The 23,112-nt window shown below is 62.0% G+C and carries 21 protein-coding genes; 13 read left to right on the forward strand and 8 right to left on the reverse strand.

Annotated elements, in window-relative coordinates; translation table 11 throughout:
• The first annotated feature begins 215 nt into the window (after positions 1 to 215).
• The 4 genes from PSH86_RS19325 (at position 216) to kefC (ending at position 4,786) form a co-directional block, all read left to right on the forward strand.
• Positions 216 to 926, forward strand: coding sequence for a response regulator (locus tag PSH86_RS19325; protein ID WP_109755637.1), 711 nt, complete (start codon positions 216 to 218; stop codon positions 924 to 926).
• Complete coding sequence (locus PSH86_RS19330) at positions 923 to 2,257, forward strand: ATP-binding protein (RefSeq protein WP_305484374.1); 1,335 nt, start codon at positions 923 to 925, stop codon at positions 2,255 to 2,257. Before PSH86_RS19325 ends, PSH86_RS19330 begins: the two co-directional genes overlap by 4 nt.
• 179 nt (positions 2,258 to 2,436) lie before the next feature.
• Positions 2,437 to 2,958: a glutathione-regulated potassium-efflux system oxidoreductase KefF gene (gene kefF, locus PSH86_RS19335; protein WP_109755510.1), complete on the forward strand. Its 522-nt coding sequence runs from the start codon at positions 2,437 to 2,439 to the stop codon at positions 2,956 to 2,958.
• Position 2,959: 1 nt separating this feature from the next.
• Complete coding sequence (gene kefC, locus PSH86_RS19340; RefSeq protein WP_109755511.1) at positions 2,960 to 4,786, forward strand: glutathione-regulated potassium-efflux system protein KefC; 1,827 nt, start codon at positions 2,960 to 2,962, stop codon at positions 4,784 to 4,786.
• A gap of 6 nt (positions 4,787 to 4,792) precedes the next feature.
• On the opposite strand, the gene PSH86_RS19345 is transcribed toward kefC, so the two are convergent.
• The gene (locus tag PSH86_RS19345) at positions 4,793 to 5,761 is read right to left on the reverse strand and encodes a GlxA family transcriptional regulator (RefSeq protein ID WP_305484378.1); all 969 of its coding nucleotides are present in this window, start codon (positions 5,759 to 5,761) and stop codon (positions 4,793 to 4,795) included.
• 91 nt (positions 5,762 to 5,852) lie between these two features.
• On the opposite strand from PSH86_RS19345, the gene PSH86_RS19350 reads away from it, so the two are divergent.
• Complete coding sequence (locus tag PSH86_RS19350) at positions 5,853 to 6,635, forward strand: MBL fold metallo-hydrolase (protein ID WP_305484381.1); 783 nt, start codon at positions 5,853 to 5,855, stop codon at positions 6,633 to 6,635.
• Here PSH86_RS19350 and PSH86_RS19355 read toward each other — a convergent pair.
• Positions 6,632 to 7,495 (reverse strand): aldo/keto reductase family oxidoreductase, encoded by an 864-nt coding sequence (locus PSH86_RS19355; RefSeq protein WP_305484383.1) that lies wholly within the window; start codon positions 7,493 to 7,495, stop codon positions 6,632 to 6,634. The two genes, PSH86_RS19350 and PSH86_RS19355, sit on opposite strands and share 4 nt — an antisense overlap.
• Positions 7,496 to 7,595: 100 nt before the next feature.
• On the opposite strand from PSH86_RS19355, the gene PSH86_RS19360 reads away from it, so the two are divergent.
• The 5 genes from PSH86_RS19360 (at position 7,596) to PSH86_RS19380 (ending at position 13,021) form a co-directional block, all read left to right on the forward strand.
• Positions 7,596 to 8,549, forward strand: a complete 954-nt coding sequence (locus PSH86_RS19360; protein ID WP_109755515.1) for a LysR family transcriptional regulator — start codon at positions 7,596 to 7,598, stop codon at positions 8,547 to 8,549.
• A gap of 424 nt (positions 8,550 to 8,973) precedes the next feature.
• A complete protein-coding gene (locus PSH86_RS19365) occupies positions 8,974 to 9,654 on the forward strand; it encodes an SOS response-associated peptidase family protein (RefSeq protein ID WP_116832831.1) in 681 nt (226 codons plus the stop codon).
• A 108-nt stretch (positions 9,655 to 9,762) separates the two neighbouring features.
• On the forward strand, positions 9,763 to 10,143 hold the full coding sequence (locus PSH86_RS19370; protein ID WP_109755517.1) for a RidA family protein: 381 nt from the start codon (positions 9,763 to 9,765) through the stop codon (positions 10,141 to 10,143).
• A 534-nt stretch (positions 10,144 to 10,677) separates the two neighbouring features.
• On the forward strand, positions 10,678 to 11,010 hold the full coding sequence (locus tag PSH86_RS19375) for a DUF6124 family protein (RefSeq protein ID WP_109755518.1): 333 nt from the start codon (positions 10,678 to 10,680) through the stop codon (positions 11,008 to 11,010).
• A gap of 247 nt (positions 11,011 to 11,257) precedes the next feature.
• Positions 11,258 to 13,021, forward strand: coding sequence for an L-lactate permease (locus PSH86_RS19380; RefSeq protein WP_163857965.1), 1,764 nt, complete (start codon positions 11,258 to 11,260; stop codon positions 13,019 to 13,021).
• Between the two features lie 103 nt (positions 13,022 to 13,124).
• Here the strand turns inward: PSH86_RS19380 and PSH86_RS19385 are convergent, their stop codons facing one another.
• Complete coding sequence (locus PSH86_RS19385) at positions 13,125 to 13,460, reverse strand: hypothetical protein (RefSeq protein ID WP_109755520.1); 336 nt, start codon at positions 13,458 to 13,460, stop codon at positions 13,125 to 13,127.
• 247 nt (positions 13,461 to 13,707) lie between these two features.
• Between PSH86_RS19385 and PSH86_RS19390 the strand changes: the two genes are divergently transcribed.
• Positions 13,708 to 14,364: a polysaccharide lyase family 7 protein gene (locus PSH86_RS19390; protein ID WP_109755521.1), complete on the forward strand. Its 657-nt coding sequence runs from the start codon at positions 13,708 to 13,710 to the stop codon at positions 14,362 to 14,364.
• An 18-nt stretch (positions 14,365 to 14,382) separates the two neighbouring features.
• Here the strand turns inward: PSH86_RS19390 and PSH86_RS19395 are convergent, their stop codons facing one another.
• The 3 genes from PSH86_RS19395 to PSH86_RS19405 all read right to left on the reverse strand — a co-directional run bounded on the left by PSH86_RS19395 (position 14,383) and on the right by PSH86_RS19405 (position 18,073).
• Positions 14,383 to 15,615, reverse strand: a complete 1,233-nt coding sequence (locus tag PSH86_RS19395) for a nucleoside permease (RefSeq protein WP_305484389.1) — start codon at positions 15,613 to 15,615, stop codon at positions 14,383 to 14,385.
• Positions 15,616 to 15,821: 206 nt separating this feature from the next.
• On the reverse strand, positions 15,822 to 16,901 hold the full coding sequence (locus PSH86_RS19400) for a sugar phosphate isomerase/epimerase (RefSeq protein ID WP_116832834.1): 1,080 nt from the start codon (positions 16,899 to 16,901) through the stop codon (positions 15,822 to 15,824).
• Entirely contained in the window at positions 16,898 to 18,073 is a 1,176-nt protein-coding gene (locus PSH86_RS19405) for a Gfo/Idh/MocA family protein (protein ID WP_109755523.1), read from the reverse strand. Before PSH86_RS19405 ends, PSH86_RS19400 begins: the two co-directional genes overlap by 4 nt.
• 167 nt (positions 18,074 to 18,240) lie before the next feature.
• Here PSH86_RS19405 and PSH86_RS19410 point away from each other — a divergent pair, with 167 nt between their 5' ends.
• A complete protein-coding gene (locus PSH86_RS19410) occupies positions 18,241 to 19,239 on the forward strand; it encodes a LacI family DNA-binding transcriptional regulator (protein WP_163857958.1) in 999 nt (332 codons plus the stop codon).
• A gap of 173 nt (positions 19,240 to 19,412) precedes the next feature.
• Here PSH86_RS19410 and PSH86_RS19415 read toward each other — a convergent pair whose 3' ends face one another.
• Together PSH86_RS19415 and PSH86_RS19420 are read right to left on the reverse strand one after the other, a co-directional pair.
• The gene (locus PSH86_RS19415) at positions 19,413 to 20,504 is read right to left on the reverse strand and encodes an SMP-30/gluconolactonase/LRE family protein (RefSeq protein ID WP_109755525.1); all 1,092 of its coding nucleotides are present in this window, start codon (positions 20,502 to 20,504) and stop codon (positions 19,413 to 19,415) included.
• Between the two features lie 96 nt (positions 20,505 to 20,600).
• On the reverse strand, positions 20,601 to 21,731 hold the full coding sequence (locus PSH86_RS19420; protein WP_109755526.1) for a sensor histidine kinase: 1,131 nt from the start codon (positions 21,729 to 21,731) through the stop codon (positions 20,601 to 20,603).
• Between the two features lie 244 nt (positions 21,732 to 21,975).
• Here PSH86_RS19420 and PSH86_RS19425 point away from each other — a divergent pair, with 244 nt between their 5' ends.
• Positions 21,976 to 22,941, forward strand: coding sequence for a DMT family transporter (locus PSH86_RS19425; protein ID WP_370873681.1), 966 nt, complete (start codon positions 21,976 to 21,978; stop codon positions 22,939 to 22,941).
• Positions 22,942 to 23,112 lie beyond the last annotated feature (171 nt).

The following is a 23,112-nucleotide window of genomic DNA, read 5'->3' on the forward strand; positions in this document are numbered from 1 at the left end:
GTGGCGAGGGGATAAATCCCCTCGCCACAGGTTCTGTATAGGACCGACTACTTTTTAACTGACCGACATCAAAGGCCATCCTGCCGCTGTTTTTTTGCCCGCAGATTTCCAGAACATTGCCCGCCGGCAACTTTATTGCCGGATTGAAATATATGACGCAGGCCCCGGATTGACCCTAGTATCCCCTCCTGTATTCATTACTCTGCGTGCCCACCGTGAGCCATTTATTACTGGTGGACGATGACCTCGAAGTCCTCGCCCTCTTGCGCAAGTTCCTCGAACAACATGGCTATAGCGTGGATGTGGCCGCCGACGGCAACGCCTTGTGGCAGGCGGTGGAGCGTCGGGTGCCGGACCTCATCATCCTCGACGTCATGCTGCCGGGCGACAACGGTCTGGTGCTCTGCCAACGACTGCGAACCGAGCACAGGGTCGCCATCATCATGCTCACCGCCATGGGCGAATTGAGTGACCGCGTCGTCGGTCTGGAGCTGGGGGCGGACGATTACCTGACCAAGCCCTTCGACGCCCGGGAGCTATTGGCCCGGGTACGTGCCGTGCTCCGGCGCACCGGAGAAGCCAGGGAGACGTTGAGCGACTCATCCCGGCCCATCCTGGAGTTCGAAAACTGGCAGTTGGACGTCACCCGGCGCGAACTGCGCTCGCCGGACAAGGTCATGATCCCGCTGTCCGCCGGAGAATTCGAACTGCTGCTGGTCTTTGTCGAACACCCGCGTCGGGTGCTGACCCGCCAGCAGTTGCTGGACCTGGCGCGCGGCGAAACCTTCGAGGCGTTCGACCGCAGCATCGATGTCCAGGTCAGCCGCTTGCGACGCAAGTTGGAGACCGACCTCACCGGTGCGTCGATGATCCGCACCGTGCGCAACAGCGGCTACCTGTTCAGCCCCCATGTGGTGAAGCGATGAAATGCACTCGACGGCCATGGGATACGCTGGCGCGCTGGATCGCCCTGACCACCCTGGTTGCCATGCTCACGTTGCTGGCCCTGAACGCGCTGTTCAGTCAACTGACTGATGCCTGGGCCCGCCCTCCCCTGATGGAAACCGGTCTGATTGAAAAGATCGCCGCCATCACCCGCATCATCGACTCGGCAACGCCCGAGCAGCGGCCCACGATTGCCAGGACAGCCAGTGACCCGATCTTCAACACACAATGGCTCCAACGCCATGAAGAAGCCAAGCTGCCAGTGATCGACGACCCCGAATACAGCGATGGCGCACTGCGCTTGCGCCAACAGTTGGGCCGGCCCGACGCGAGGATCGAGGGCTATGAGCCGAGCGACTGGCCCACCGGCCAGCCCGGCGCACGCTACGCCGCGATGATCGAATTGACCGACCACTCGTGGGTCATGTTTTCCCTGCCTGCGCGCAGTTGGGGGCTGGAGGAATGGAAGCGCAACCTGATCATGCTGGCGCTGATCCTGGTGTCGACGATTATCGTCGCGCTGATCGCCACGCGACACCTGGCAGCGCCCTTGCAACGCTTTGCCGAAGGCGCCAGGCGCTTCGGCGTGGATCACAAGGCACCGCCTATTCCCGTCGTCGGCCCCCATGAAATCCGCCAGGCGATCCTCGCCTTCAATGCCATGCAGGCCCAGCTAAAGCACTTCATCGAGGACCGCACCCAGATGCTCGCCGCCATCTCCCACGACCTTCGCACGCCCTTGACCCGCATGCGCCTGCGTGGCGAGTTCATCGAGGATGCCGAGCAGCAATCCCGGCTGTTCAGGGACGTCGATGAAATGCAGGCGATGATCAATTCAGCCCTGGAGTTCTTCCGCGACGATGCCCGGCTTGAACATGCCACCGCGTTCGACCTGGCCGAGCTGCTGCACACCATCGTCGATGACCTCAAGGACGCCGGCACCGAGGTTGGGTTCGAAGGCACCCAGCGCCTGGTTTATGTCGGCCGGCCCATCGGCATCAAGCGTGCATTGGTCAACCTGATCGACAACGCGATCAAATATGGCGGCGAGCCGACGGTTCGCCTCGAAGCCGACGCCCACCGTGTGGACATTCGCATCCTGGACCGCGGGCCCGGCATCGACGCCCAATACCTTGAGCAGGTCTTCGCGCCGTTCTTTCGCATCGAAGGCTCTCGCAACAAGCACACCGGCGGCGTCGGGCTGGGCCTGTCGGCGGCCCGGGCGACGGTGCTGGAGCATGGCGGGACACTGACCTTGAGCAACCGTCGGGGTGGCGGGTTGGAGGCCAGGGTCTCGCTACCGCTTGACTGAAGCCCCCCCGATGTATCGATCCGCTCTAAACAATCAGCGCCTTCCTCGGTAGGATGTCCGGCCTTTCCAGCCTCGACGCTGCCCCGGGAAGGCGCTTTTGTTTACATCGCTCGACTCAATACCATCGCTCGCGTTCACGACAGACAAGGATCGGCGGAGCCAAACCAAGGAATTCACCGATGATTCTTATCATTTATGCGCACCCCTACCCCGACAAATCGCGGGTCAACCAGTTGATGCTCAAGCGAGTGTCGAACAACCCGGACGTGGTCATACGTTCGCTCTACGAGCTCTATCCCAATTTCGATATCGACGTCGAGGCGGAACAGCATGCGGTGGAACAAGCCGATCTTGTGGTGCTCCAGCACCCGATGTATTGGTACAGCACCCCGCCCCTGCTGAAACTGTGGATCGATAAAGTCTTCACCCACGGCTGGGCCTACGGCAAAGGCGCCGTCGCCCTCAAAGACAAGCGCCTGCTGTGGGCTGTCACCACCGGTGGCGATCAAGCGCATTTTGCGATCGGCGACTACCCAGGTTTTACCGCGTTGGCCCAACCCCTCCACGCCACGGCCATTTACTGCGGCATGCGCTGGTTGGAACCGGTGGTCGTGCATGGCGCCTATGCCGCCGACCCTGACGCCCAACATGCACAAATCGAACACTATGGCGCTCGCCTGGCCGCCTGGAAGGAAGATTGAAATGGAGACTCACAGCCTGATTGAAATGCTCATCTACCTGGCCTCGGCGACGCTGATCGTCCCGATTGCCGTTCGATTTGGCCTGGGCCCGGTGCTGGGTTATCTACTGGCCGGGTGCATCATCGGCCCGTGGGGGCTGAAGCTGATTACCGACGTCAAGGCGATCCTGGAGTTCGCTGAAATCGGCGTGGTCCTGATGCTGTTCATTATCGGCCTTGAACTCGACCCCAAACGGCTCTGGGCCCTGCGCCGGATGGTGTTTGGTGGCGGTGCCCTGCAGATGCTCGCCTGTGGCGCTGCCATTGGCTTGTTCTGTACGGCCCTGGGCCTGAACTGGACGGCGGCGCTGCTGGTCGGCCTGACCCTGAGCCTGTCCTCCACGGCCATCGCCATGCAGGCCATGAGCGAACGCAACCTGACCGCCACCGCCGTCGGGCGCAGCAGCTTTGCCGTGCTGCTGTTCCAGGACATCGCGGCGATTCCGCTGGTGGCGATGATTCCGCTGTTGTCGGCCCACGGCGACACCCCTTCGGGCACCGCGCTGTTGCTATCGATTGGCAAAATCGTCGCTGCCATCGCCATCGTCGTGCTGTTGGGTCGCTACGTGACGCGACCGCTGCTGCGCTTCGCCGCCCGCTCAGGCCTGCGGGAGATTTTCAGTGCCGTCGCGCTATTCCTGGTGTTCGGCTTCGGCTTCCTGCTGGAGGAAGCTGGGTTGTCGATGGCCATGGGCGCGTTCCTCGCCGGGGTGCTGCTGGCCAGCTCCGAATACCGCCATGCGCTGGAAAGCGACATCGAGCCGTTCAAGGGCCTGCTGTTGGGTCTGTTTTTCATCGGCGTCGGCATGTCGATCGATTTCGGCACGCTGGTCAACGCACCGCTCAAAGTGATCACCCTGACCCTGGGTTTCATCCTGATCAAGCTGCTGGTGATCAAGCTGGCGGGCCGGTTCCTCAACGTCCCCGCCGGCCAGCGCTCCTGGCAGGCGGTGTTGCTGGGCCAGGGCAGCGAGTTCGCCTTCGTCGTGTTTGGCGCGGCGACCGTAGCCGGCATCCTGACCGATCAATGGGGCAAGAGCCTGACCCTGGCGGTGGCCTTGTCCATGTGCCTGACGCCCTTGCTGATTCTGCTGCTGGATCGCTTCGAGTCCGTCACCCGGAAAAACCAGCGCGAATCCGACCTCGTCGACCAGCAGAACCCACGGGTGATCATCGCCGGGTTCGGCCGCTTCGGGCAGATTGCCGGACGCCTGCTGATGTCCTGCGGCGTCGAGGTGGTGGTACTGGATCATGACCCTGACAACATCGAGACGCTGCGCAAGTTCGGCGTGAAAGTCTTTTATGGCGATGCCACGCGCCTCGATCTGTTGCACGCCGCCGGCGCGGCTCAAGCGGTGGTGCTGATCAATGCGATCGACAATCAGGAAGACAACCTGACGCTGACCCGGCTGGCCCAGGAGCACTTCCCCGCATTGCAGTTGATCGTGCGGGCGCGGGACATGGGACACCTCATTACCCTGCGGCAGATGGGCGTGGAAGCGGCCGAACGGGAAACTTTCGAGAGCGCGCTGTCATTGGGTCGCAGTGCCCTGGAGCGCATGGGCGTCGGGGCTTACGAAGCGCGCGAACGGGCGGATCAGTTCCGGCGGCTGAACCTCAAGATGCTGGAGGAAATCGTCGCCCAGCCGGAAGACGACCTCAAGTTCCGCCATGACGCCTACCGCCGCGCCAATGCGCTACTCACGGAGATGTTCAACGAAGACCGTGCCCACCCCGTCGACAGTTGGCCGGAACATCATCGCAACGAAACCGACAAGACGCCGAGTTGACCGGCGTCATACACGCCCGAACTTGCGCCGGTATTGCACCGGCGTCAGCCCGGTCAGCGCCTTGAACATGCGCTGCAAGTTGGAGCTGCTGCTGAAACCCAGCTCGGCGCCGATGCTGGCAAGGGACTGCGCCGTCAACGTCAGGCGTTCGCTGACCTGGTTCAACTTGATGCGCCGGGCATAGGTCGCGACCGCCTGGCCCGTTTCACGGCTGACCTTGCGTGCCAAGGTACGCTCGGACACCGCCAGCTCGCTTGCCAGCGCCTGAACGGTGATCCGCTCGGCCGGCATCTGTTCGATCAAGCCATGCAACTGCCGCAGCCATCCGCTGGGTTGCTCGATCAGCGCACTGCCTTGGAACGCTCCATGGGCAATGGCCGGGCGCGGCAGCACCATGAGCCGGGTAATGTCCCGCAGCACGTCGCTGCTGACGCTGCGTTCGATGAGTTTTTCGGCGATGGGCAGGTAGCCGTTCACTCCGGACGCGGTCGCCGTGTGTTCGTTGAACACGCAGTTTTGCTCGCTTTGCCAAAGGACTTTTCGATACTGCTGCTGCATCGCTTGCGCCAGCCACCAGGTTACCGTCGCGCCCTGCCCGTCCAGGCGACCACTGGCGGCCAGCAGGCAGACGCCGGTGCAATAGGACCAGAGCCGCAGCGTTCGGGCAAGCTTGGACAGCGCGCTCACGAGAGCCGTTTGATCAACCAGCAGCGCATTCACCTGCTCGGCCGATTCGGCCCAGAAGCCGGGAACCAGGACAGCATCCAGCGCGATGCTGCCCAGGGCCGCTTCCGCGTGCAGGGTCACGCCATGGGCACACACCACCGGCCCGGCTTGCAACGCGATGTAGCGTGTCTCGAACAACGTCAGCCCTCTTCTGCAGTTGGCGGCATGCAGCAGATCGGCGAAGGCAAACAGGCCGGCGGGCATGCAGCCGGGAAACAGAAGCAGACCGATTCGGATTTTTCTGGTCATGGCTTGAAACGAATCAAAGATGTCAGATCCGGCCATTATGCACACGGTACCGGAGCGGCACCATGAAGCGCTCGCTCAACAGGAACGTCTCATGAACATCCAGCAGATCCGTAACGCCACGATCATTCTTCAATTCGGCCCGTATCGCGTGCTCGTCGACCCGATGCTGGCTGCCAAGGGCACGCTGCCGCCGCTTCGACTGTTCGGTGCCACGCAGCGCAATCCGCTGGTGGAGCTTCCGGCTTGCACAGCGAAGGACCTTGAGGCTGTCACCCATTGCCTGATCACCCACTGCCAGAAAGGCCATTTCGACCATCTGGACGGCGCGGCCAAGCGATGGCTGAGGGAAAAACAGATCCCGGTCATCTGCACACCCCATGACGCCCCGTACCTCGCCAAGCGGGGCTTGAATGTCCAGGCGCTTGCCCAGGCACATGACCAACCCCACTCATTCCTGGGCGGCACCATCCGCTCCGTCCGCTGCACCCATGGGCTGGGCCTGGTGGGCAAGTTGATGGAGCACGGCGTCGGCTACCTGATCGAGCTGCCCGGGGAGCCAAGCGTCTACCTCAGCGGCGACACTGTACTCACCCCCACCGTGTGCGAATTCGTCCTGCGCCACCAACCGCAGGTCAGCGTGGTCCCGGCAGGCGGGGCCCGCTTCGATGTGGGCGGCGACATCATCATGGGCATCGACGAGACGCTGGAATTCACCCGCCTGTCCCACGGGACCGTGGTGGCCAATCACCTGGAAGCGATCAGCCACTGCCCGACGACCCGCAAGGCCCTCGCCGAAGCCGCCGCGAGGGCCGGTGTCGGAGGCCGGTTGTTGATACCGGAAGATGGCGAGACATTGATTTTCCAGGCGGCCTAGACCAGTGCGTCCAGCTCGGCGAGCAGCGGCGCAGGGATCTTCAGCTCACTGGCCGTGAGGTTTTCCCGCAGGTGCGCCAGGGACGATGTGCCGGGAATCAGCAGGATGTTCGGCGCACGTTGCAGCAACCACGCAAGGGCCACACACAGCGGTGACGCCTGCAAGCGCGCCGCCACGCTGGAAAGGGTTTCCGATTGCAGCGGTGTGAAGCCGCCCAGCGGGAAGAACGGCACGTAGGCGATGCCCTGCCGACCGAGGTCAGCGATGAGTTGTTCGTCGTCGCGATGGGTCAGGTTGTAGTGGTTCTGCACGCAGACCACCTGGGCAATGCCCTGGGCCTGCTTGACCTGCGCGGCCGTGACATTGCTCAGGCCCAAGTGGCGGATGAGACCCTGGCGCTGCAACTCGGCCAGTGTCGTGAACGATTCCTCGATGGAAGCCTCCGAGGGCGAATGCAGGTCGCCCCACACCCGCAGGTTGACTACGTCCAGGACCTCCACGCCCAGGTTGCGCAGGTTGTCGTGGACCGCCCGGGTCAGCTCGGCGGGGCTGTGGGCCGGGTTCCAGGACGCATCGGCACCGCGAACGGCACCGACCTTGGTCACGATGACCAGATCCTTGGCGTAAGGGTGCAGCGCTTCGCGGATCAACCGGTTGGTGACATGGGGTCCGTAGAAGTCCGCGGTGTCGATGTGGTTGACCCCGTTCGCCACTGCTTCGCGCAGCACGGCGATGGCGGCCGCCGGATCTTTCGGCGGCCCGAAGACCTGGGGCCCCGCCAACTGCATCGCGCCATAGCCCATGCGATTGATCGTGCGATCACCCAGTAAAAAGGTGCCTGCCTTGCCTGCAATGTTCATCTCGTGCCCCTCGGATCAATGTAAGTGGGCCGACTATAGGCGTTGACCACTTCATTGATAATCAGGTGCAATCAGCACGGGCTGTACGGCGGAGAGAACAATGGCGACGGATATTCAAGACTTGCTGGCCTTCGTGGCCGTGGTCAATGCAGGGGGCTTTCGTGAAGGCGCGCGGATGAGCGGCAAGTCTGCCTCGAGCCTCAGCGATGCCGTACGCCGGATGGAAAGCCGGCTCGGCGTGCGCTTGCTCAACCGCACCACCCGCAGCGTGGTGCCGACCGAGGCCGGTGCGCGGTTGATGGAACGCATCGTCCCGGCCCTGGGCGAAGTCGAGGCGGCGATGGACGTGGTCAACGATTTTCGCGACCGTCCTTCCGGCACCCTCCGGCTGAACGTGCCGGTCAGCGCCGCCCGCCTGGTGTTGCCGGCGCTCATCACGCCGTTTTTGCAAAGCTATCCCGACATCCGCCTGGAGGTGATCGCCGAAGAGAGCTTCGTCGACATGCTCGCCGCCGGTTGTGACGCCGGTATTCGCTACGACGAGCGTCTGGAGCAGGACATGATCGCCCTCCCCATCGGCCCACGGTTTCAGCGCTTCGCAACAGCCGCATCCCCGGCGTACCTCGACGCCAGGGGGCGCCCCGAACACCCTCGGGATCTGCTCAAGCACGCCTGCCTGCGGGGTAAATTCCCCAGTGGCGCGATGCCGCTCTGGGAGTATGAACGTGACGGCGAAACCATCAGCGTCGACCCGAGCGGTCCGTTGATTGTCAGGATCGGCGGCGCAGTGGACCTGTCGGTGCAAGCTGCAGTGGACGGGTTAGGGATCGTCTACCTGTTCGAGGACTGGCTACGGCCCTACCTGGACAGCGGCGCCCTCGAACCGGTACTCGAACCCTGGTGGCAGCGCTTCACCGGGCCATTCCTCTACTACCCCGGCCGTCGCTACCTGCCCTCGCCGTTGAGGGCTTTCGTGGACTTCATCAATGCACAACGGTATGGGAGCGAGTCTGTCCGCGAGGACGTCGGCACGGCCAACCGCCCCGCAAGCTGATACACCGCTATCGCGAGCAGGCTCGCTCCCACAAGGGTTCGGCGGTGTAGTTGAAAATCCCGCACCGCCACAAATCCATTGTGGGAGCGGGCTTGCTCGCGAAAGCGTCAGCACGGCCAACCTCCCCGCCAGCTGATACACCGCTATCGCGAGCAAGCTCGCTCCCACAAGGGTTCGGCTGTGTAGCTGAAAATCCCGCCCCACCACAAATCCATTGTGGGAGCGAGCCCGCTCGCGATGGCGGTCGTGCATTCACCCCAATGGCCCGCTCGTCTCCCCGCCGCGAGGATTTTCGAACCAAGCGTTTCGCCACGGTTCGGACCTACATGACACCGCTGAAAGCCACCTGATGCGCTTCGACGTCATGCCTTGAACAGCGGGTAGATCAAGGCTTCTTTGCGTTTCACTGCCGGGAGTTTTCGTTATGTGTGACAGTCTTGTTCAACACGTTTCTTCAAAAGACTCCCTGGCGTATTTCGCCCATCGAGATACGCCCGGCAACCGTTTCGCTACCCTCGTGACGCCCTTGGAGCTGTGCGTGACAACGCCGCCCAAGCCTCAGGAGCGGCATGCCCTGATCAAGCCAGGCATGCAGGTCAGCGCCATTCGCCGGCGCGGTGGGCACTTGGAGTGCATCAAGGTTCGCTGGGGCTGGTCGCCGATCTGGTCGGTGGGAACGATGCCGCCGCTCACGCATCTGCCCTTGCATCTGGTCATGCGTTCCAAAGTCTTCGATCCCATCAAGCACGAAGGCCGCGTACTGGTCGCCGTGGAGGGCTGGTATGAGTCGCAGCCCCCCGCCTCACCCTCTCAGGCGCAACAGCTCACCTACACGACCGACCGGCAATCGACCCCGATCTTCCTGGCCGCCCTGGCCCAGGCCAGCGAGACCCCGTTTGGCTGTGACGGCCTGGCCCTGGTGACGTATGGCGACATCGCCAGTCAACAGCAGCGGGTACTGGCTTTCAGTGCCGAAGATGCACTCGACTGGCTCGCGCCCGAGCTGGGCTGGGAGCAGGCACAGCGACTGGCCGCACGCCTGAACGGCGCGCAACCACCCCTTGAACCGGCAGTGACAGCCCAACGTCCGGCCCAGAGGCTTTAATGCTGGGAACAGCGGGCGGCAAGCGCACGGATAAAGGAATGCAGGAACGGCGCAACAATGGACGGTAAACTGCGGCGCTCCTTTTTCTTTTCCAGCATGAGGCTTTGCATGAGCAACCCAGACATCACGTTCGTTCCAGATCCGGATGCGGATTCCATTTCCTCCGACGTCGCCGGCTTCGGCGGCCTGCTGGTTTCCACGCAAATCCCCACCCACGCCGATGGCAGCCTGGAACTGGGCGATATCGCGCTGCAGAGCGAATGCACACTGCAAGCCCTCAAGACCGCCCTGGAGCGCGCCGGCAGTTCCATGGACCGAGTCCTGCACCTGACCATCTATCTGACCGACATGGCGGATCGCGCCGCTTTCAACGAGGTTTACAAACGCTTCTTCGCCAAGCCTTGGCCGGTTCGTGCAGCGGTGGGCGTGGCCGCGCTGGCGGTCGAGGGGATGAAAGTGGAAGTGACGGCGATGGCGGCGAAGGGCTGAACAGGCACATTGCTCTGTTGGCCTGAGTAAGCGCTTTTGTGGCGAGGGAGCTTGCTCCCGCTGGACTGCGCAGCAGGCCCCGTTTTTTTGTTTCAACGCAGATTTTTTTGGGGCGGCTTCGCCACCCAGCGGGAGCAAGCTCCCTCGCCACGGGTGTTTTGTTAACCCAGGCTCCCAGTCCAGCAGGGGACCTTGTTTATCCCGATGTAGGATCGTTCGGGTTCGGGCTACGTTGTCTTGCGCCATTCCCTACAACTGCGCCAGAATCCGCCGGCTTGTGCGTCTAGGGGGGTGGGCTCTATCGTTTCCGGGTCGCTGACGAATCAGCGATCGGGTTTGGTAGCCCGGTTTTCCTGGCGCACATACATCCTGATGCAAGGGACTTCTACGTCCTCTGTTTTATGGTGGTCATGCGCAGGGCGTTCTCGGACGCGCCGGGTTGCCAGGTAACCGGTCTACCAACCTTCGTATGGCCGCCACCCTTCGTTTGGTAGCGAGAGTGATGGCTCCTATTTCTTATCTGGAGTTTCATCTATGTTCAAACCAACACCCAACCCACCAGACACCGATCCCCACTCAAAAGCGTTCGACAAAGCCGCCGACCGCATCCTCGACCACTACCTCAAGCCCAAACCCGGCAAACCCGAGGCCGATCCAGGCCCACTGTTCACCGTCGCCAACGGCGTCGACACCGAAACCCTGCTCGCCAACCTCAGCGAAAACCTGGCCTCGGCCAACGCCATGGTCAGTGACCTGGCCTTCGACCTGGAAGGTCCCAGGCGCCACATCGCCCTGGGCATCCAACAATTGATTGAACTGAGCGGACTGCTAGCGAACCGCGCGCTGGACAACGTCGAAGCACGCTAGCCGGGCGCATCAACTTTGTGGCGAGGGGATTTATCCCCGCTGGGCTGCGCAGCAGCCCCAAAAAGGCAGGTAGGGATCAACCTGACACACCGAGTTGACAGACATTGGGACTGCTGCGCGTCCAGCGGGGATAAATCCCCTCGCCACAGGGGTTGCCTGGCAGTCCCCTCCCCCAATCCCCGCCTATACTTCTCTGCCAATCCCCCCTGGGGCCTGCACTTCCAACAATAAAAAGCAGAGGTGGAACATGGTCTGGCAACAAGTCTACGATCCCTTCGGTAATGCGGTGCTGTCCACGCTCCTGGCGGCGGTTCCGGTGGTGGTGATGCTGGCCTCCCTGGCGTTCTTTCATGTCAAGGCACACCTGGCGGCGTTGCTGGCCCTGGCCTCGGCCTTGCTGATCGCGATCTTCGCCTTCGGCATGCCCGTCGGCATGGCCGGGTCTGCGGCACTTTATGGCGCGGCCAACGGGCTGCTGCCCATTGGCTGGATTGTCCTCAACATCATTTTCCTGCACCGCCTGACCACCGAGAACGGCTCATTCAAGGTCCTGCAGGATTCCCTCGCACGCATTACCGACGACCGACGCCTGCAATTACTGCTGATCGCCTTTTGCTTTGGTGCGTTCTTCGAGGGTGCGGCGGGCTTCGGGACGCCGGTGGCGGTGACCGGGGCGATCCTCATCGGGCTGGGCTTTTCGCCCCTGGCCGCCTCAGGCCTGGCACTGATCGCCAACACCGCGCCCGTGGCCTTCGGTGCCCTGGGCACGCCAATCATCACCCTGGCCAAGGTCACCGGGTTGGATGAAATGGAGCTGTCGATGATGGTCGGTCGGCAGTTGCCGTTTTTCTCCGTGCTGGTGCCGTTCTGGTTGATCTGGGCCTTCGCCGGATGGCGCAAGATGCTGGAGGTCTGGCCGGCGATCCTGGTGGCCGGCGTCAGCTTCGCCATCCCGCAATTCCTAGTGTCGAACTACCACGGGCCGATGCTGGTGGACGTCATCGCTGCGCTAATTTCCATGGCTTGCCTCACCGGTTTCCTCAAGGTCTGGAAACCAGCCACGGTGCACACCTCCGCCGCGCTGTCCGGGCGAGTCGACAACTCGAAGATCGACGCCAGCGAGGATGAACAACCCACCGCCAGCGCCGCATTTTCCAGCGACACCCGCCCCGCCGTGCTCCGGGCCTGGATGCCGTGGATCATCCTCACGGTATTCGTGTTCGCCTGGGGCACCCAGGGTTTCAAGAACCTGTTCGATACCCGCCCGGCACTGGACCCGCAGACGCAGTCGGTCAAGCTTGACCCCCAAGGCAAGCCGATGCGCGAGGCCAATCCGATCTTCTCGCCCCTGGTGACCTTCGGCACCATCCACCAGCAGATCGAAAAAGTCCCGCCGGTGGTGCCCCAGCCTAAAACCGAGGAAGCGGTCTACAAGTTCAACTGGTTCACCGCCACCGGCAGCGGTATCTTCCTGGCGGCGATTCTCGGTGGCTTGCTGATGGGCTACTCCATCCCGCAACTGCTGCACCACTACTTGCGAACGCTCTGGGTGGTGCGCTACTCGCTGATCACCATCGTGGCAATGTTGGCCCTGGGGTTCCTCACGCGGTATTCGGGCCTGGACGCGACCATGGGCCTGGCCTTCGCCGCCACGGGCATTTTCTACCCCATGTTCGGCACCTTGCTGGGCTGGCTCGGCGTCGCGCTGACCGGCTCGGACACCGCGTCCAACGTGTTGTTTGGCGGCTTGCAACGGGTCACATCCGAGCAGTTGGGCATCAGCCCGGTGCTGATGGCCGCGGCCAACAGTTCCGGCGGGGTCATGGGCAAGATGGTCGATGCCCAGTCGATCGTGGTCGCCTCCACCGCTACCCGTTGGTACGGCCATGAAGGGGAAATCCTGCGCTACGTGTTTTTCCACTCGGTGGTGCTGGCGATTCTGGTGGGCGGGCTGGTGACGTTGCAGGCGTATGTGGCGCCGTTCACGCATATGGTGGTGGGAGGACAGTAGTCGAGGATCAAGCATGATCGGGGCTGTTGTGGCGAGGGGATTTATCCCCTCGCCACAGGTAAGCGCCTTTACAACCGGCGCTCACCTACTTTCAAGCGGGGTGTTACTGAACGCTTTTCAGCTTGACCACATCACCGGACACCGAGGTGGTGTAGCCGGTCAGGACCCAGGCCCAGAACCAGTTTTCCTGGACTTGAGTGTTGATCATGGCATCGCCGCCCTTGGCCTTGATCGCTGCGGTCTGGGCGCGCACGAAACGGTTGTTCTGCTGGATCGGGATCACGCCGAACAGCAGCAGGCCGGTGGCCTTGGCTTCACTGTGGCCGACAACGGTGTATTGGCTGGCATCGTACTGCTGGGTCTTCATCGGGGTGCCGGTGCAACCCGCCAGGGCCAGGCCGAACAGTGCGCAGGCGACAACTTTACTGATGTGGTTCATTGAATACTCCATGAGAAAACGCCCGGGATCCGTCTCTCGGGCGGCGCGTACTCTAACCGATCAGCATCAAATTGACATTATCCCGCGCAATTAGCAGAACTACCTGGGAGGCTCAGCGCAGAGCCATTCGTCAGTTGCCCCTGCAGCCAAACGGGCCCTCGTCGATAACATGGACACTGTGCCACAGAAGGTAATCTTGCCCATTCCGGCTGATGAGTAATGGCCGGTTCTGTTGGAGCATTTGATCATGATTGACCTGACTGTCTGGAACATCACCCTGCCCGTGCAAACACCCGCGCAGGTCGTGGCGACCAAAGCCATGCCGGCCCTGAAAAACAAGTATTTCGACAATAACGGCCAGCGGATCGTCTTCTGGGCGCCGGTCACGGGCTCCCATACCGGCAAAAGCGAATACCCGCGCTCCGAACTGCGGGAAACCAGCAAAGACGGAAAACTGCGCAATTGGCGCTACAACAGCGGCATCAATACCCTCAAGGGCACCCTGGCCGTAAACCAGGTGCCTTCCGAAGGCCGCGTGGTCGTGGCGCAGATCCACGCCAAAGACGCCCCCACGCCGTTGTTGAAGCTGGTGTACCGCTACGCCAAGGGCACCGGCAATATCGACGTGGAGTACCGGGTCAAACCCAAGGACAAGAAGAGCCCGGCGATCTACACCGTGCCAAACGTACCGCTGAACAAAGCCTTCTCCTACTCGCTGCAAATGGACAAGCAAGGCAAGCTCTCGGTGCTGATCAACAACGTTGGCAAACAGGTGAAGCTGGACTCGTCCTGGTACGGCTACGATTTCTATTTCAAGGCCGGCGTCTACACGCTGGATAACAAAGGTTATTCCAACGAAGGCGGGAAAGTGACCTACACCAGACTGGACGTCAGCCACAAATGACTGACGCCCAGCCCTGTCTCAGGCCTTTGACGGCGTAGCGAGCGCCTGCTGGCCGCGGAAGGTAAACAGGAAACAGACGAGCACCAGCAACGCGAACCCGGCCGGGAACAGCCAGATGCTCTGCCAGTCATGCCCGCCAGCCACGACAAAGCGATCGGTCACCTGCCCCGCCACCCAAAAGCCAATCAACATCCCCACACCATAGGTCGCCAGGGTAATCAGGCCCTGGGCCGAGCTGCGAAAACGCTCCGGCGCCTTGGCATCGGTGTAGATCTGCCCCGAGACAAAAAAGAAGTCGTAGCAGATACCGTGCAGGGCAATGCCGGTGAACAGCATGAACGCCAGGTCGCCGTTATTGCCGTAGGCGAACAACACGTAGCGCAACGCCCACGCCAACATACCCACCAACAGCGCCAGCTTGATGCCGAAGCGCTGGATGAACAGCGGCAACAGCAGCATGAACAACACTTCCGATACCTGCCCGATGGCCATCTTCGCCGTCGGGTTGGTCATGCCGGTTTCGGCCAGGAATGGGTTGGCGTTCTGATAATAGAACGCCAAGGGAATGCAGATCAGGATCGAGGCGATGAAGAACACCAGGTAGCTGCGATCCTTCAACAGCCCCAACGCGTCCAGCCCCAACAATTGCTTGATGCCCCCCGTGCTCGCCTGTTCCTTGAGCGGAGCCGTGGCCGGCAGCGTGAAGCTGTAGAGCCCCAGGACCAGGGACGCGATGGCCGCCATCAGGAAGGTATTGCGCAGGCCGCCTGCCGAGATCGCTTCGCGCGAATCCCAGGCGAACACGAAGCTGATCACCACACCCGCGACGATCCAGCCAATGGTGCCCCACACCCGGATGCGGGAGAACTCCAGCGCCGGGTCGCGCATCTGCCGGAATGCCACGGAATTGACCAGGGCCAGCGTCGGCATGTAGATCACCATGTACACCAGCACGTACGGGTAGAACACGCTGAAATCCGCCGCCGAATACAGCTGATACAGCAACACCGCGCCAAGCAGGTGCAACACCGCCAGGATCCGTTCGGCGTTGAAGTAGCGATCGGCGATCAGGCCGATCACGAACGGCGCGACAATCGCTCCCCACGACTGAGTGGAAAACGCCATGCCGATCTGCCCGCCGCTGGCGTCCAGGGTGCTGGAGAGGAAGGTGCCGAGGGTGACGAACCAGCCACCCCAGATAAAGAATTGCAGGAACATCATCACGCTCAAGCGTGCGTTCATCGTGGTCATGACCGTCACCGTTTTATTGTTGTTCTTGTGAAAAATGAAAAAGCGCACCGCTTTTGTTACAAAGGGATTTACTCCCCATTGTGGGAGCAAGGCTTGCCCGCGATAGCCGCGCCACCGTCTCACAGTTGAACCGCGTATTCGTTCATCGCGGGCAAGCCTTGCTCCCACAATGAGTTTCCTCGCTACAGGGTTTGGGGTTGGCCCGGTTACCTCAACAAACCCAACAACCGCCGGTTGGAGTCCTCATCCGCGGTGACGCTGGCGAAATCGTCGAACGCCTTGCCGGTCTTGCTGATCATGTGCCGCTGGATGAACGCCGCCCCTTCTGCGGCGCCCTGCTGCGAATCTTTCAGGCAACACTCCCATTCCAGGACCGCCCAACCGCTGAAATCGTATTGAGTCAGCTTGCTGAAGATCGCTTTGAAATCGATCTGGCCATCGCCCAACGAACGGAACCGCCCGGGGCGATCGACCCAACCCTGGTAACCGCCGTACACCCCGGCACGGGCATCGGGGCGAAATTCGGCGTCCTTGACGTGGAACATGCGGATGCGTTCGTGGTAACGGTCGATGAAGCCCAGGTAGTCCATCTGTTGCAGCAGCAGATGGCTCGGGTCGTAGAGAATCGCTGCCCGTGGATGATGATCGACCGCGTCGAGGAAGCGCTCGAACGAGGCCCCGTCGTGCAAGTCTTCGCCGGGGTGGATTTCGTAGCACAGGTCCACGCCGGCCGCGTCGAAACAGTCGAGAATCGGCAGCCAGCGCCGGGCCAGTTCGGCGAAACCTTGTTCCACCAGGCCCGCCGGACGCTGCGGCCAGGGGTAGAGATACGGCCACAGGAACGCACCGGAAAACGTCGCGTGGGCCTTGAGGCCCAGGCGCTGGCTGGCGCGGGCGGCCAGCTTGAGTTGCTCGATCGCCCATTCGGTCCGGGCCTGGGGCTGGCCGCGCAGATGTGCTGGGGCGAAGTCGTCGAACAGCGTGTCGAACGCCGGGTGCACCGCCACCAATTGGCCTTGCAGGTGCGTCGATAACTCGCTGATCTCTACGCCAGCCTGGGCACAGGTCGCCTTGAGCTGATCGCAATAATCCTGGCTCTCGGCGGCCCGGGCCAAGTCGATGTATTGCGTGCCCGACGTCGGCAGTTGAATGGCCTTGTAGCCTTGCGACGCCGCCCATTGGGCGATGTTGGCCAGGGTGTCGAACGGGGCTTCGGCGGCCATGAATTGCGCCAGGAAAATACCTGGGCCGCGCAGGCCACTCGGGGTCTTGTCGAGGGTTTTCACAACAGGGAAGCTCCGGTTTGTACGGTGGTCCACTTGGCGTCGCCACGGTGGTTGAGGATGGCGGCCTCGATGAACGCCATGCCACGCAGGCCGGTCTCGATGCCGGGCACGCCGGGGATGTCGGGGCCTTCGACATGGTTGCGAATGGCTTGGGCGAAATCGCCGTAGAGGTTGGCCATGGCCTCCAGATAGCCCTCGGGATGTCCGGCCGGCAGGCGCATGCGACGCTGGGCCGCCTCGCACAGCCACGGCTGGCCGACACCGCTACGCAGGATGCGCAGGGGTTGGTCAAAGGCGCGATGGATCAGGCTCGCCGGTTCTTCCTGGCGCCATTCCAAGGCACCCTTGTCACCGTAGATACGAATTTTCAGCGGGTTCTCTTCACCGGTGCAGACCTGGCTTGCGAGCAATACGCCGCTGGCGCCGTCCGCCATCTTGAACAGCATCGCCACGTCGTCATCCAACTGCCGGCCCGGTATATGCGTGCCTAACGCGGCGCATAGCTGTTGGATAGGCTGGTCCGCGACGAACTCGGCCAGGGAAAACGCATGGGTACCAATGTCACCGATGCAACCGCCCAAACCGGACTGCAAGGGGTCGTCGCGCCACTCGGCCTGTTTGTTGCCCTGGGCGGCGACATCCTGGCTGAGCCAGCCTTGGGGATACTCGACCAGCACCTTGCGCACCTGGCCGATCACGCCCGAACGCACCATCTCCCGCGCCTGCCAAACCATGGGATAGCCCAGGTAGGTGTGGGCCAGGCCGTAGAGGCAACGGCTGCCTTGCAGCACCTCCCTGAGGGCCAGCAACTCTTTGAGGTCCAGGGCGGCGGGTTTCTCGCTGAACACATGGAAACCCGCTTCCAATGCCTGGCTGGCAATGGGTGCATGGAGATGATTGGGTGTGACGATCACCAGCAGTTCCATGCGCTGATCCAGCGGCAGGAGCGCTTCGGTGTCGAGCATATGCTGCCAATCGTGATAACAACGGGACGCGGCCAGGCCCAGGGCCGCGCCGGTCTGCCGAGTGTTGTGAGGGTCGCGGCTGAACGCGCCGCACACCAGTTCAAAACCGCCGTCCAGCCCCGCCGCCTGACGATGGGCCTGACCGATGAAAGCGCCCTCGCCACCGCCGACGAAGCCCATTCTTATTTTTCGTACTGCAGGATTCATCGCGATTCTCTTCTTGTCAGCATGATGATGTAACCGGTTACATCATGGCGAAAATCTAGGCTCAGTTTCCTGGTGTGTCAAACCCGATCTGTCCGCACCTGAACATTTGTGAGGCGCTCAACCTGCGGTAAGCTCCCCAACCGTAGCCCCTGCCCCTTGAGGTGATTTTGTCCAACATTCGTGAAGTGGCCCGGCTGGCCGGTGTGTCGGTGGCCACTGTGTCCAGAACGCTGAAATCACCCGAGCGGGTGCTCCCCGAAACGCGGGACAAGGTCAACGCCGCGGTGGAACAGGCCGGCTATCGGCCGAACCTGATGGCGGTGCAGTTCCGTTCCCGCCGCACCGGCAACCTGGTGATCCTGGTGCCGACCATCGCCAACACGTTTTTCGCCCGGGTCATCAGCGGCGCACAGCAGGCCGCGCAGGCGGCGGGCTATCGGTTGCTGCTGTGCGACACCCAGGGCCGGGAAGCCATCGAACGGGAGTTCGCTGCGCTGGTCTACGCCCACCAGGCCGACGGAGTGATTCAGTTGCGCGCCAGCAACCCTTTTGAATCGCTGCCCCCTGGCGCTGAATCCCTGCCGCTGGTCAACGCCTGCGAAGTAGTCAAAGGCGCCCCCTACCCCACCATCAGCCTCGACAACCGGGCCGCCGCCCAGGCCATGACCGAGCATCTGATCGGCCTCGGCCATCGGCGCATCGGCATCATCAAGGGGCCACGCAGCAGTCCCCTGACCCTGGACCGCGTATCCGGCTATCAGGACGCCCTGCGCCAGGCCGGTATTGCCATCGACCCCAACCTGATCTGCCATGGCGACTTCACCTTGAAGGCCGGTGACGATGGCGCCGGCGCGATGCTGGAACTGGCCGACCGCCCCAGTGCGCTGTTTTGTGAGAACGACGAGATGGCCATCGGCGCGCTCAGGCGCATCAAGCAAATGGGCCTGCGGGTGCCCGAAGATATTTCACTGGTGGGTTTTGACGACATCCCGTTCGCCGCCTATTGCGACCCGCCACTGACCACCATTTCGCAACCTGCCGAAATCTTTGGCCAAAAAGCGGTAGAGATGCTGATCGCGCTGATCGAGAAGAAGCCGCTTGCCGAACGGCATGTGGTGTTGCCGTTTGAGTTGACGGTGCGTGGCAGTACGGCATCCCTGGCCTAACAAGGAACCTGTGGCGAGGGGATTTATCCCCGTTGGGCCGCGAAGCGGCCCTAAAACCTGACATCTTGGTGTGTCAGGCTCATAAGGTTGACTGAGCTTAGGGCTGCTTCGCAGCCCAACGGGGATAAATCCCCTCGCCACAATGGTCGACAACCTGAAGATCCGTTGCTACATCAGGCAAACGTCGCCCCCCGGGTATTCACGAACAGCGAATACAGCGAGTGGCTGCCGGCCATGAACAGCCGATTGCCTTCCCGCCCGCCAAAGCAGACATTGGGGCAGCGCTCCGGCAGGGAAATGTGCCCGATGGCCTTGCCCTCGGGGTTGAATACCCGCACGCCATCGAGTTTTTCCAGGTCGGCCTTGGGATCTCCGTTGCCACCCCAGCCACACCAGAGATTGCCGCTCTCATCGCATTTGATGCCATCGATAGCCGCGTAATCCAGGCCTTCGATGTGCTTGCGCCGCTCCCCCAGCGTGCCGTCGTCCTTGACGGTGATCGCCCAGATCAAGCGATTGGGTTTGGCCCGGCCTTCGACCACATAGAGGATTTTCTCGTCCGGGGAGAAACACAATCCGTTCGGCCCCGCCAAGTCGTCGATCACCCGGCTGACCTTGCCGGTTTCACCGTCGATGCGGTACACCGCGTGGGGCTGGGCAGGCGTGACTTTGTGTCCTTCGTAATTGTTGCCGGTCTGGAACGGTGGGTCGGTGAACCAGACCGAGCCATCGCGCTTGCACACGATGTCATTGGGCGAATTGAGCGGCTTGCCCTCGAAACTGTCTGCCAACACGGTAATGGTGCCGTTGTGCTCGGTACGGGTGATGCGCCGACCTTCGCTAGAGGTGGTGGAGCCTTCGCACACCAACAAACGTCCCTGGCGATCGCGGCACATGCCGTTGGAGAAATTGGAGTTCTCGCGGTACACCGACAGGCCACCGGTGACTTCATCCCAGCGCACGATGCGGTTGTTGGGAATGTCGCTGACCAGCAGGTAACGACCATCGCCCACCCACACCGGCCCTTCCGCCCAACGCAGGCCGGTGGCGAGTTTTTCCACACTGGCGTTGAAAATGCGCAAGTCCATGAAGCTGGGGTCAAGGATATTGATCAGCGGGTCCGGGTAACGCTGGCTCAGAGGCTCGGCCTGAGCCAGCCCCGGCAAGTTACCGAGGGTCGCGGCGGCCGCCGAGACCACCAGGGATCTTTTCAGGAATACCCGGCGTCCCTGATCGGTTGCAATTGCAGATTGCGAAGCATCCATCGTGCGTCTCCGTTAATTATTATTGGACGGGACGACAGTTTTACTACGTGATAAGACATCGTACAAGTATACGCACCCGTTCGTCCGAACAATCTGTCAGTCCGGATGCAGCGGTATGCGAACGGTAAAGGTCGTGCCGACTCGCGCCTTCGAATGGACCTCAATGGTGCCCTTATGGGCCGATACGATCGCCGAGGCGATGTGCAGGCCCAGTCCGAGCCCGGCCGTGGAACCGTACTGCATCTCACCGCTGCGCAGATGCCGGATCATCGGGTTGAAAATACTCGCAATGGCACCTTTCTCGATAGGCTTGCCCTGGTTGTTGATCGCAATCACTGCCATATCCTCTTCAGCGCTCAACGAAACGGTAATCGGCGTGCCCTCGGCGCCATGCTGGACGGCATTGCCGATCAGGTTGGAGAACACCTGTTCCATGCGTGCCTGGTCAAACAGCCCTTCCAGGGGACCGCTGGTTTCAAAAAGGATTCTGTTTTCCGGGTGATAGGCCCGCGCCTCCTCCACCATGCCTTCGCAGGCCGCCACCAGATCGCCGTTGAAGCGTTGCACCGGAATGCCCGAGCCCAGTTGCGTACGGGTGAAATCCAGCAGATCACCGACGATTTTGTTGGCTCGCTTGACGCTGGTGTAGATGCGCGACGTGATCTTGGTAGCTTTGGCGGGCAGGTCCCCGGCCCGCAGTAGCACTTCGGAGCTCAGCAGGATCGCGCCCAAGGGGCTGCGCAAGTCATGCCCGAGAATGCCGAGAAAGATATTGCGCGACGCATCCACCGCCCCCGAGTAACTGACGACGGACTCGGCCAAGGCCTGATCCACGGCCTCGTTGAAGCGAATCAGATCATCCATGACCTGTTTGTGATCCAGCTGGGTGTGCGGCATCCAGAGCATGAGCACGCTGGTGCGCAGGGCCCGGTATTCGGAAACCATTTGCTCCACGGTGAAACCCGAGGACTGGCGGATAACCGCATGGGTTTCGGCGGCGGTTTCGGCATCAGCCACCGGCGCCTCCCCGTGGGACTTGGCAATCTGTTCCTTGCGCGTTTGCGAGGTGCGCAAGTCGGCGGCGATGGTACGCAACATCTGCTCGGCATGGTCGCGCAGGGCCACGGAATCCATGCCAATGGACGCGGGAGTGATGGTTTTGGCGAAGTCTTCCCACGCCTGAAGAATCGGCTCGATATTGTCGAGAATGAAATCAGCCAGGCGCATGAGTGGTTCCGCAAGAAGGGTAATGCTGTAAACCACACAGCGGCCAGGTTCGTTGTACAGCAAAGCGCCAGACAATGTGCGCGGTCTTGCAAGGTCGCCACGCCGTTGTAGCCGTTGAACAGGCTACGAACCTTGTCTCTTGCCACCCTATGAGGTAAAAACCCTGATGTTGTACGACAACCTATAACTAAAAATAGCTGATCCGGGGCCTGTTGCCCTGGCGGCCGCCTTCGAGACACCTGCCATGAATCGCCCCATCGCCGCACCTGACCTCCCCACGCCATTACCCCGCCACCTCTCGGTACTTGTCCTGCTGTGCATGGGCTGTGCCTTCGCCGGCAACCATGTCGCCGCGCGGGCCGCGTTTGATGACGGGGCCGGCGTGCTGCTGGCAATCCTGTTGCGCTCGGGCGGAACACTGCTGGTGTTGGCGGCGCTGGTGCTCTGGCAGCGACAGAGCCTGCGCCTGCCGTCCGGTGCGTGGCGCTGGCAATTGACCCTGGGGCTGTTGATCGGCGCCCAGAGCCTGTGCCTGTACTCCGCCGTGGCACGGGTGCCCGTGGCGTTGGCATTGTTGGTCGGCAACGTGTTTCCGATCCTGCTGGCCCTGCTGACCTGGGCGCTGGGAGGGCCCCGCCCGACGGCGCGCACCGCCGCGTTGATGGGCATGATCCTGGTGGGCCTGGTGTTCGTGCTGGAAGTGCCGGCACGGTTATCGTCCGGGCAGGACGTCGGCCCGCAATGGCTACTTGGGGTGGGCCTGGCCTTCTGCGCCGCCTGCGTGTTTGCCTGCGCGCTATGGATCACCGATCACAAGCTATCCCAGGTGCGTGGCTCGGTACGCAGCCTGCTGACGATTTTCATCGTCTTCAGCAGCGTCAACCTCGCCGGCCTGACCGGCGCCCTCCCCGGCGGTTTCGACCTGCCGGCCAGCAGTACCGGCTGGTTCGCCCTGGCGACCCTGGTGGTGCTCTACGGCACCGGATTCATTGTGCTGTTCATATCCGTGCCGCGCCTGGACATGCCGCGCAACGCCCCGGTGATGAACATCGAACCGCTGGCAACGTTGCTGATCGGCTGGCTGGTGCTGGACCAGATGCTCAATCCGGGCCAGGTGATGGGTGGCGCGATTGTGGTGACCGGCATCGTGTTGCTGACCTATCGCAAGGTTGAGCGGGACAAGGTGCCTGTGGCTGAAGCGACGAATTGAACTGACCGAATGCCTTTGTGGCAAGGGATTTATCCCCTCGCCGCAAGGGTGTTGTGCCACCTCGCAGAGAGTCTACGGCCTCCTGAAACTTGTTCCCAAACCCACAGTCCTACCCCAGCCGTGAAAACCTCGCCAACCTGCTGCGACGCGTTTTCCAGCTGATCGGCGCCA

It is taken from the genome of Pseudomonas sp. FP2300 (assembly GCF_030687595.1).
In the GTDB taxonomy this organism is placed as follows: Bacteria; Pseudomonadota; Gammaproteobacteria; order Pseudomonadales; family Pseudomonadaceae; genus Aquipseudomonas; species Aquipseudomonas bijieensis.

What these genes read in the sequence shown, in the direction of transcription:
- PSH86_RS19390 (WP_109755521.1), top strand. Translation starts at nt 13,708, where the DNA reads ATGATTGACCTGACTGTCTGGAACATCACCCTGCCCGTGCAAACACCC.
- PSH86_RS19350 (WP_305484381.1), top strand. Translation starts at nt 5,853, where the DNA reads ATGAACATCCAGCAGATCCGTAACGCCACGATCATTCTTCAATTCGGC.
- PSH86_RS19355 (WP_305484383.1), bottom strand. Translation starts at nt 7,495, where the DNA reads ATGAACATTGCAGGCAAGGCAGGCACCTTTTTACTGGGTGATCGCACG.
- kefC (WP_109755511.1), top strand. Translation starts at nt 2,960, where the DNA reads ATGGAGACTCACAGCCTGATTGAAATGCTCATCTACCTGGCCTCGGCG.
- PSH86_RS19360 (WP_109755515.1), top strand. Translation starts at nt 7,596, where the DNA reads ATGGCGACGGATATTCAAGACTTGCTGGCCTTCGTGGCCGTGGTCAAT.
- PSH86_RS19415 (WP_109755525.1), bottom strand. Translation starts at nt 20,504, where the DNA reads ATGGATGCTTCGCAATCTGCAATTGCAACCGATCAGGGACGCCGGGTA.
- PSH86_RS19370 (WP_109755517.1), top strand. Translation starts at nt 9,763, where the DNA reads ATGAGCAACCCAGACATCACGTTCGTTCCAGATCCGGATGCGGATTCC.
- PSH86_RS19380 (WP_163857965.1), top strand. Translation starts at nt 11,258, where the DNA reads ATGGTCTGGCAACAAGTCTACGATCCCTTCGGTAATGCGGTGCTGTCC.
- PSH86_RS19330 (WP_305484374.1), top strand. Translation starts at nt 923, where the DNA reads ATGAAATGCACTCGACGGCCATGGGATACGCTGGCGCGCTGGATCGCC.
- PSH86_RS19395 (WP_305484389.1), bottom strand. Translation starts at nt 15,615, where the DNA reads ATGACCACGATGAACGCACGCTTGAGCGTGATGATGTTCCTGCAATTC.
- PSH86_RS19420 (WP_109755526.1), bottom strand. Translation starts at nt 21,731, where the DNA reads ATGCGCCTGGCTGATTTCATTCTCGACAATATCGAGCCGATTCTTCAG.
- PSH86_RS19345 (WP_305484378.1), bottom strand. Translation starts at nt 5,761, where the DNA reads ATGACCAGAAAAATCCGAATCGGTCTGCTTCTGTTTCCCGGCTGCATG.
- PSH86_RS19385 (WP_109755520.1), bottom strand. Translation starts at nt 13,460, where the DNA reads ATGAACCACATCAGTAAAGTTGTCGCCTGCGCACTGTTCGGCCTGGCC.
- PSH86_RS19425 (WP_370873681.1), top strand. Translation starts at nt 21,976, where the DNA reads ATGAATCGCCCCATCGCCGCACCTGACCTCCCCACGCCATTACCCCGC.
- kefF (WP_109755510.1), top strand. Translation starts at nt 2,437, where the DNA reads ATGATTCTTATCATTTATGCGCACCCCTACCCCGACAAATCGCGGGTC.
- PSH86_RS19375 (WP_109755518.1), top strand. Translation starts at nt 10,678, where the DNA reads ATGTTCAAACCAACACCCAACCCACCAGACACCGATCCCCACTCAAAA.
- PSH86_RS19405 (WP_109755523.1), bottom strand. Translation starts at nt 18,073, where the DNA reads ATGAATCCTGCAGTACGAAAAATAAGAATGGGCTTCGTCGGCGGTGGC.
- PSH86_RS19365 (WP_116832831.1), top strand. Translation starts at nt 8,974, where the DNA reads ATGTGTGACAGTCTTGTTCAACACGTTTCTTCAAAAGACTCCCTGGCG.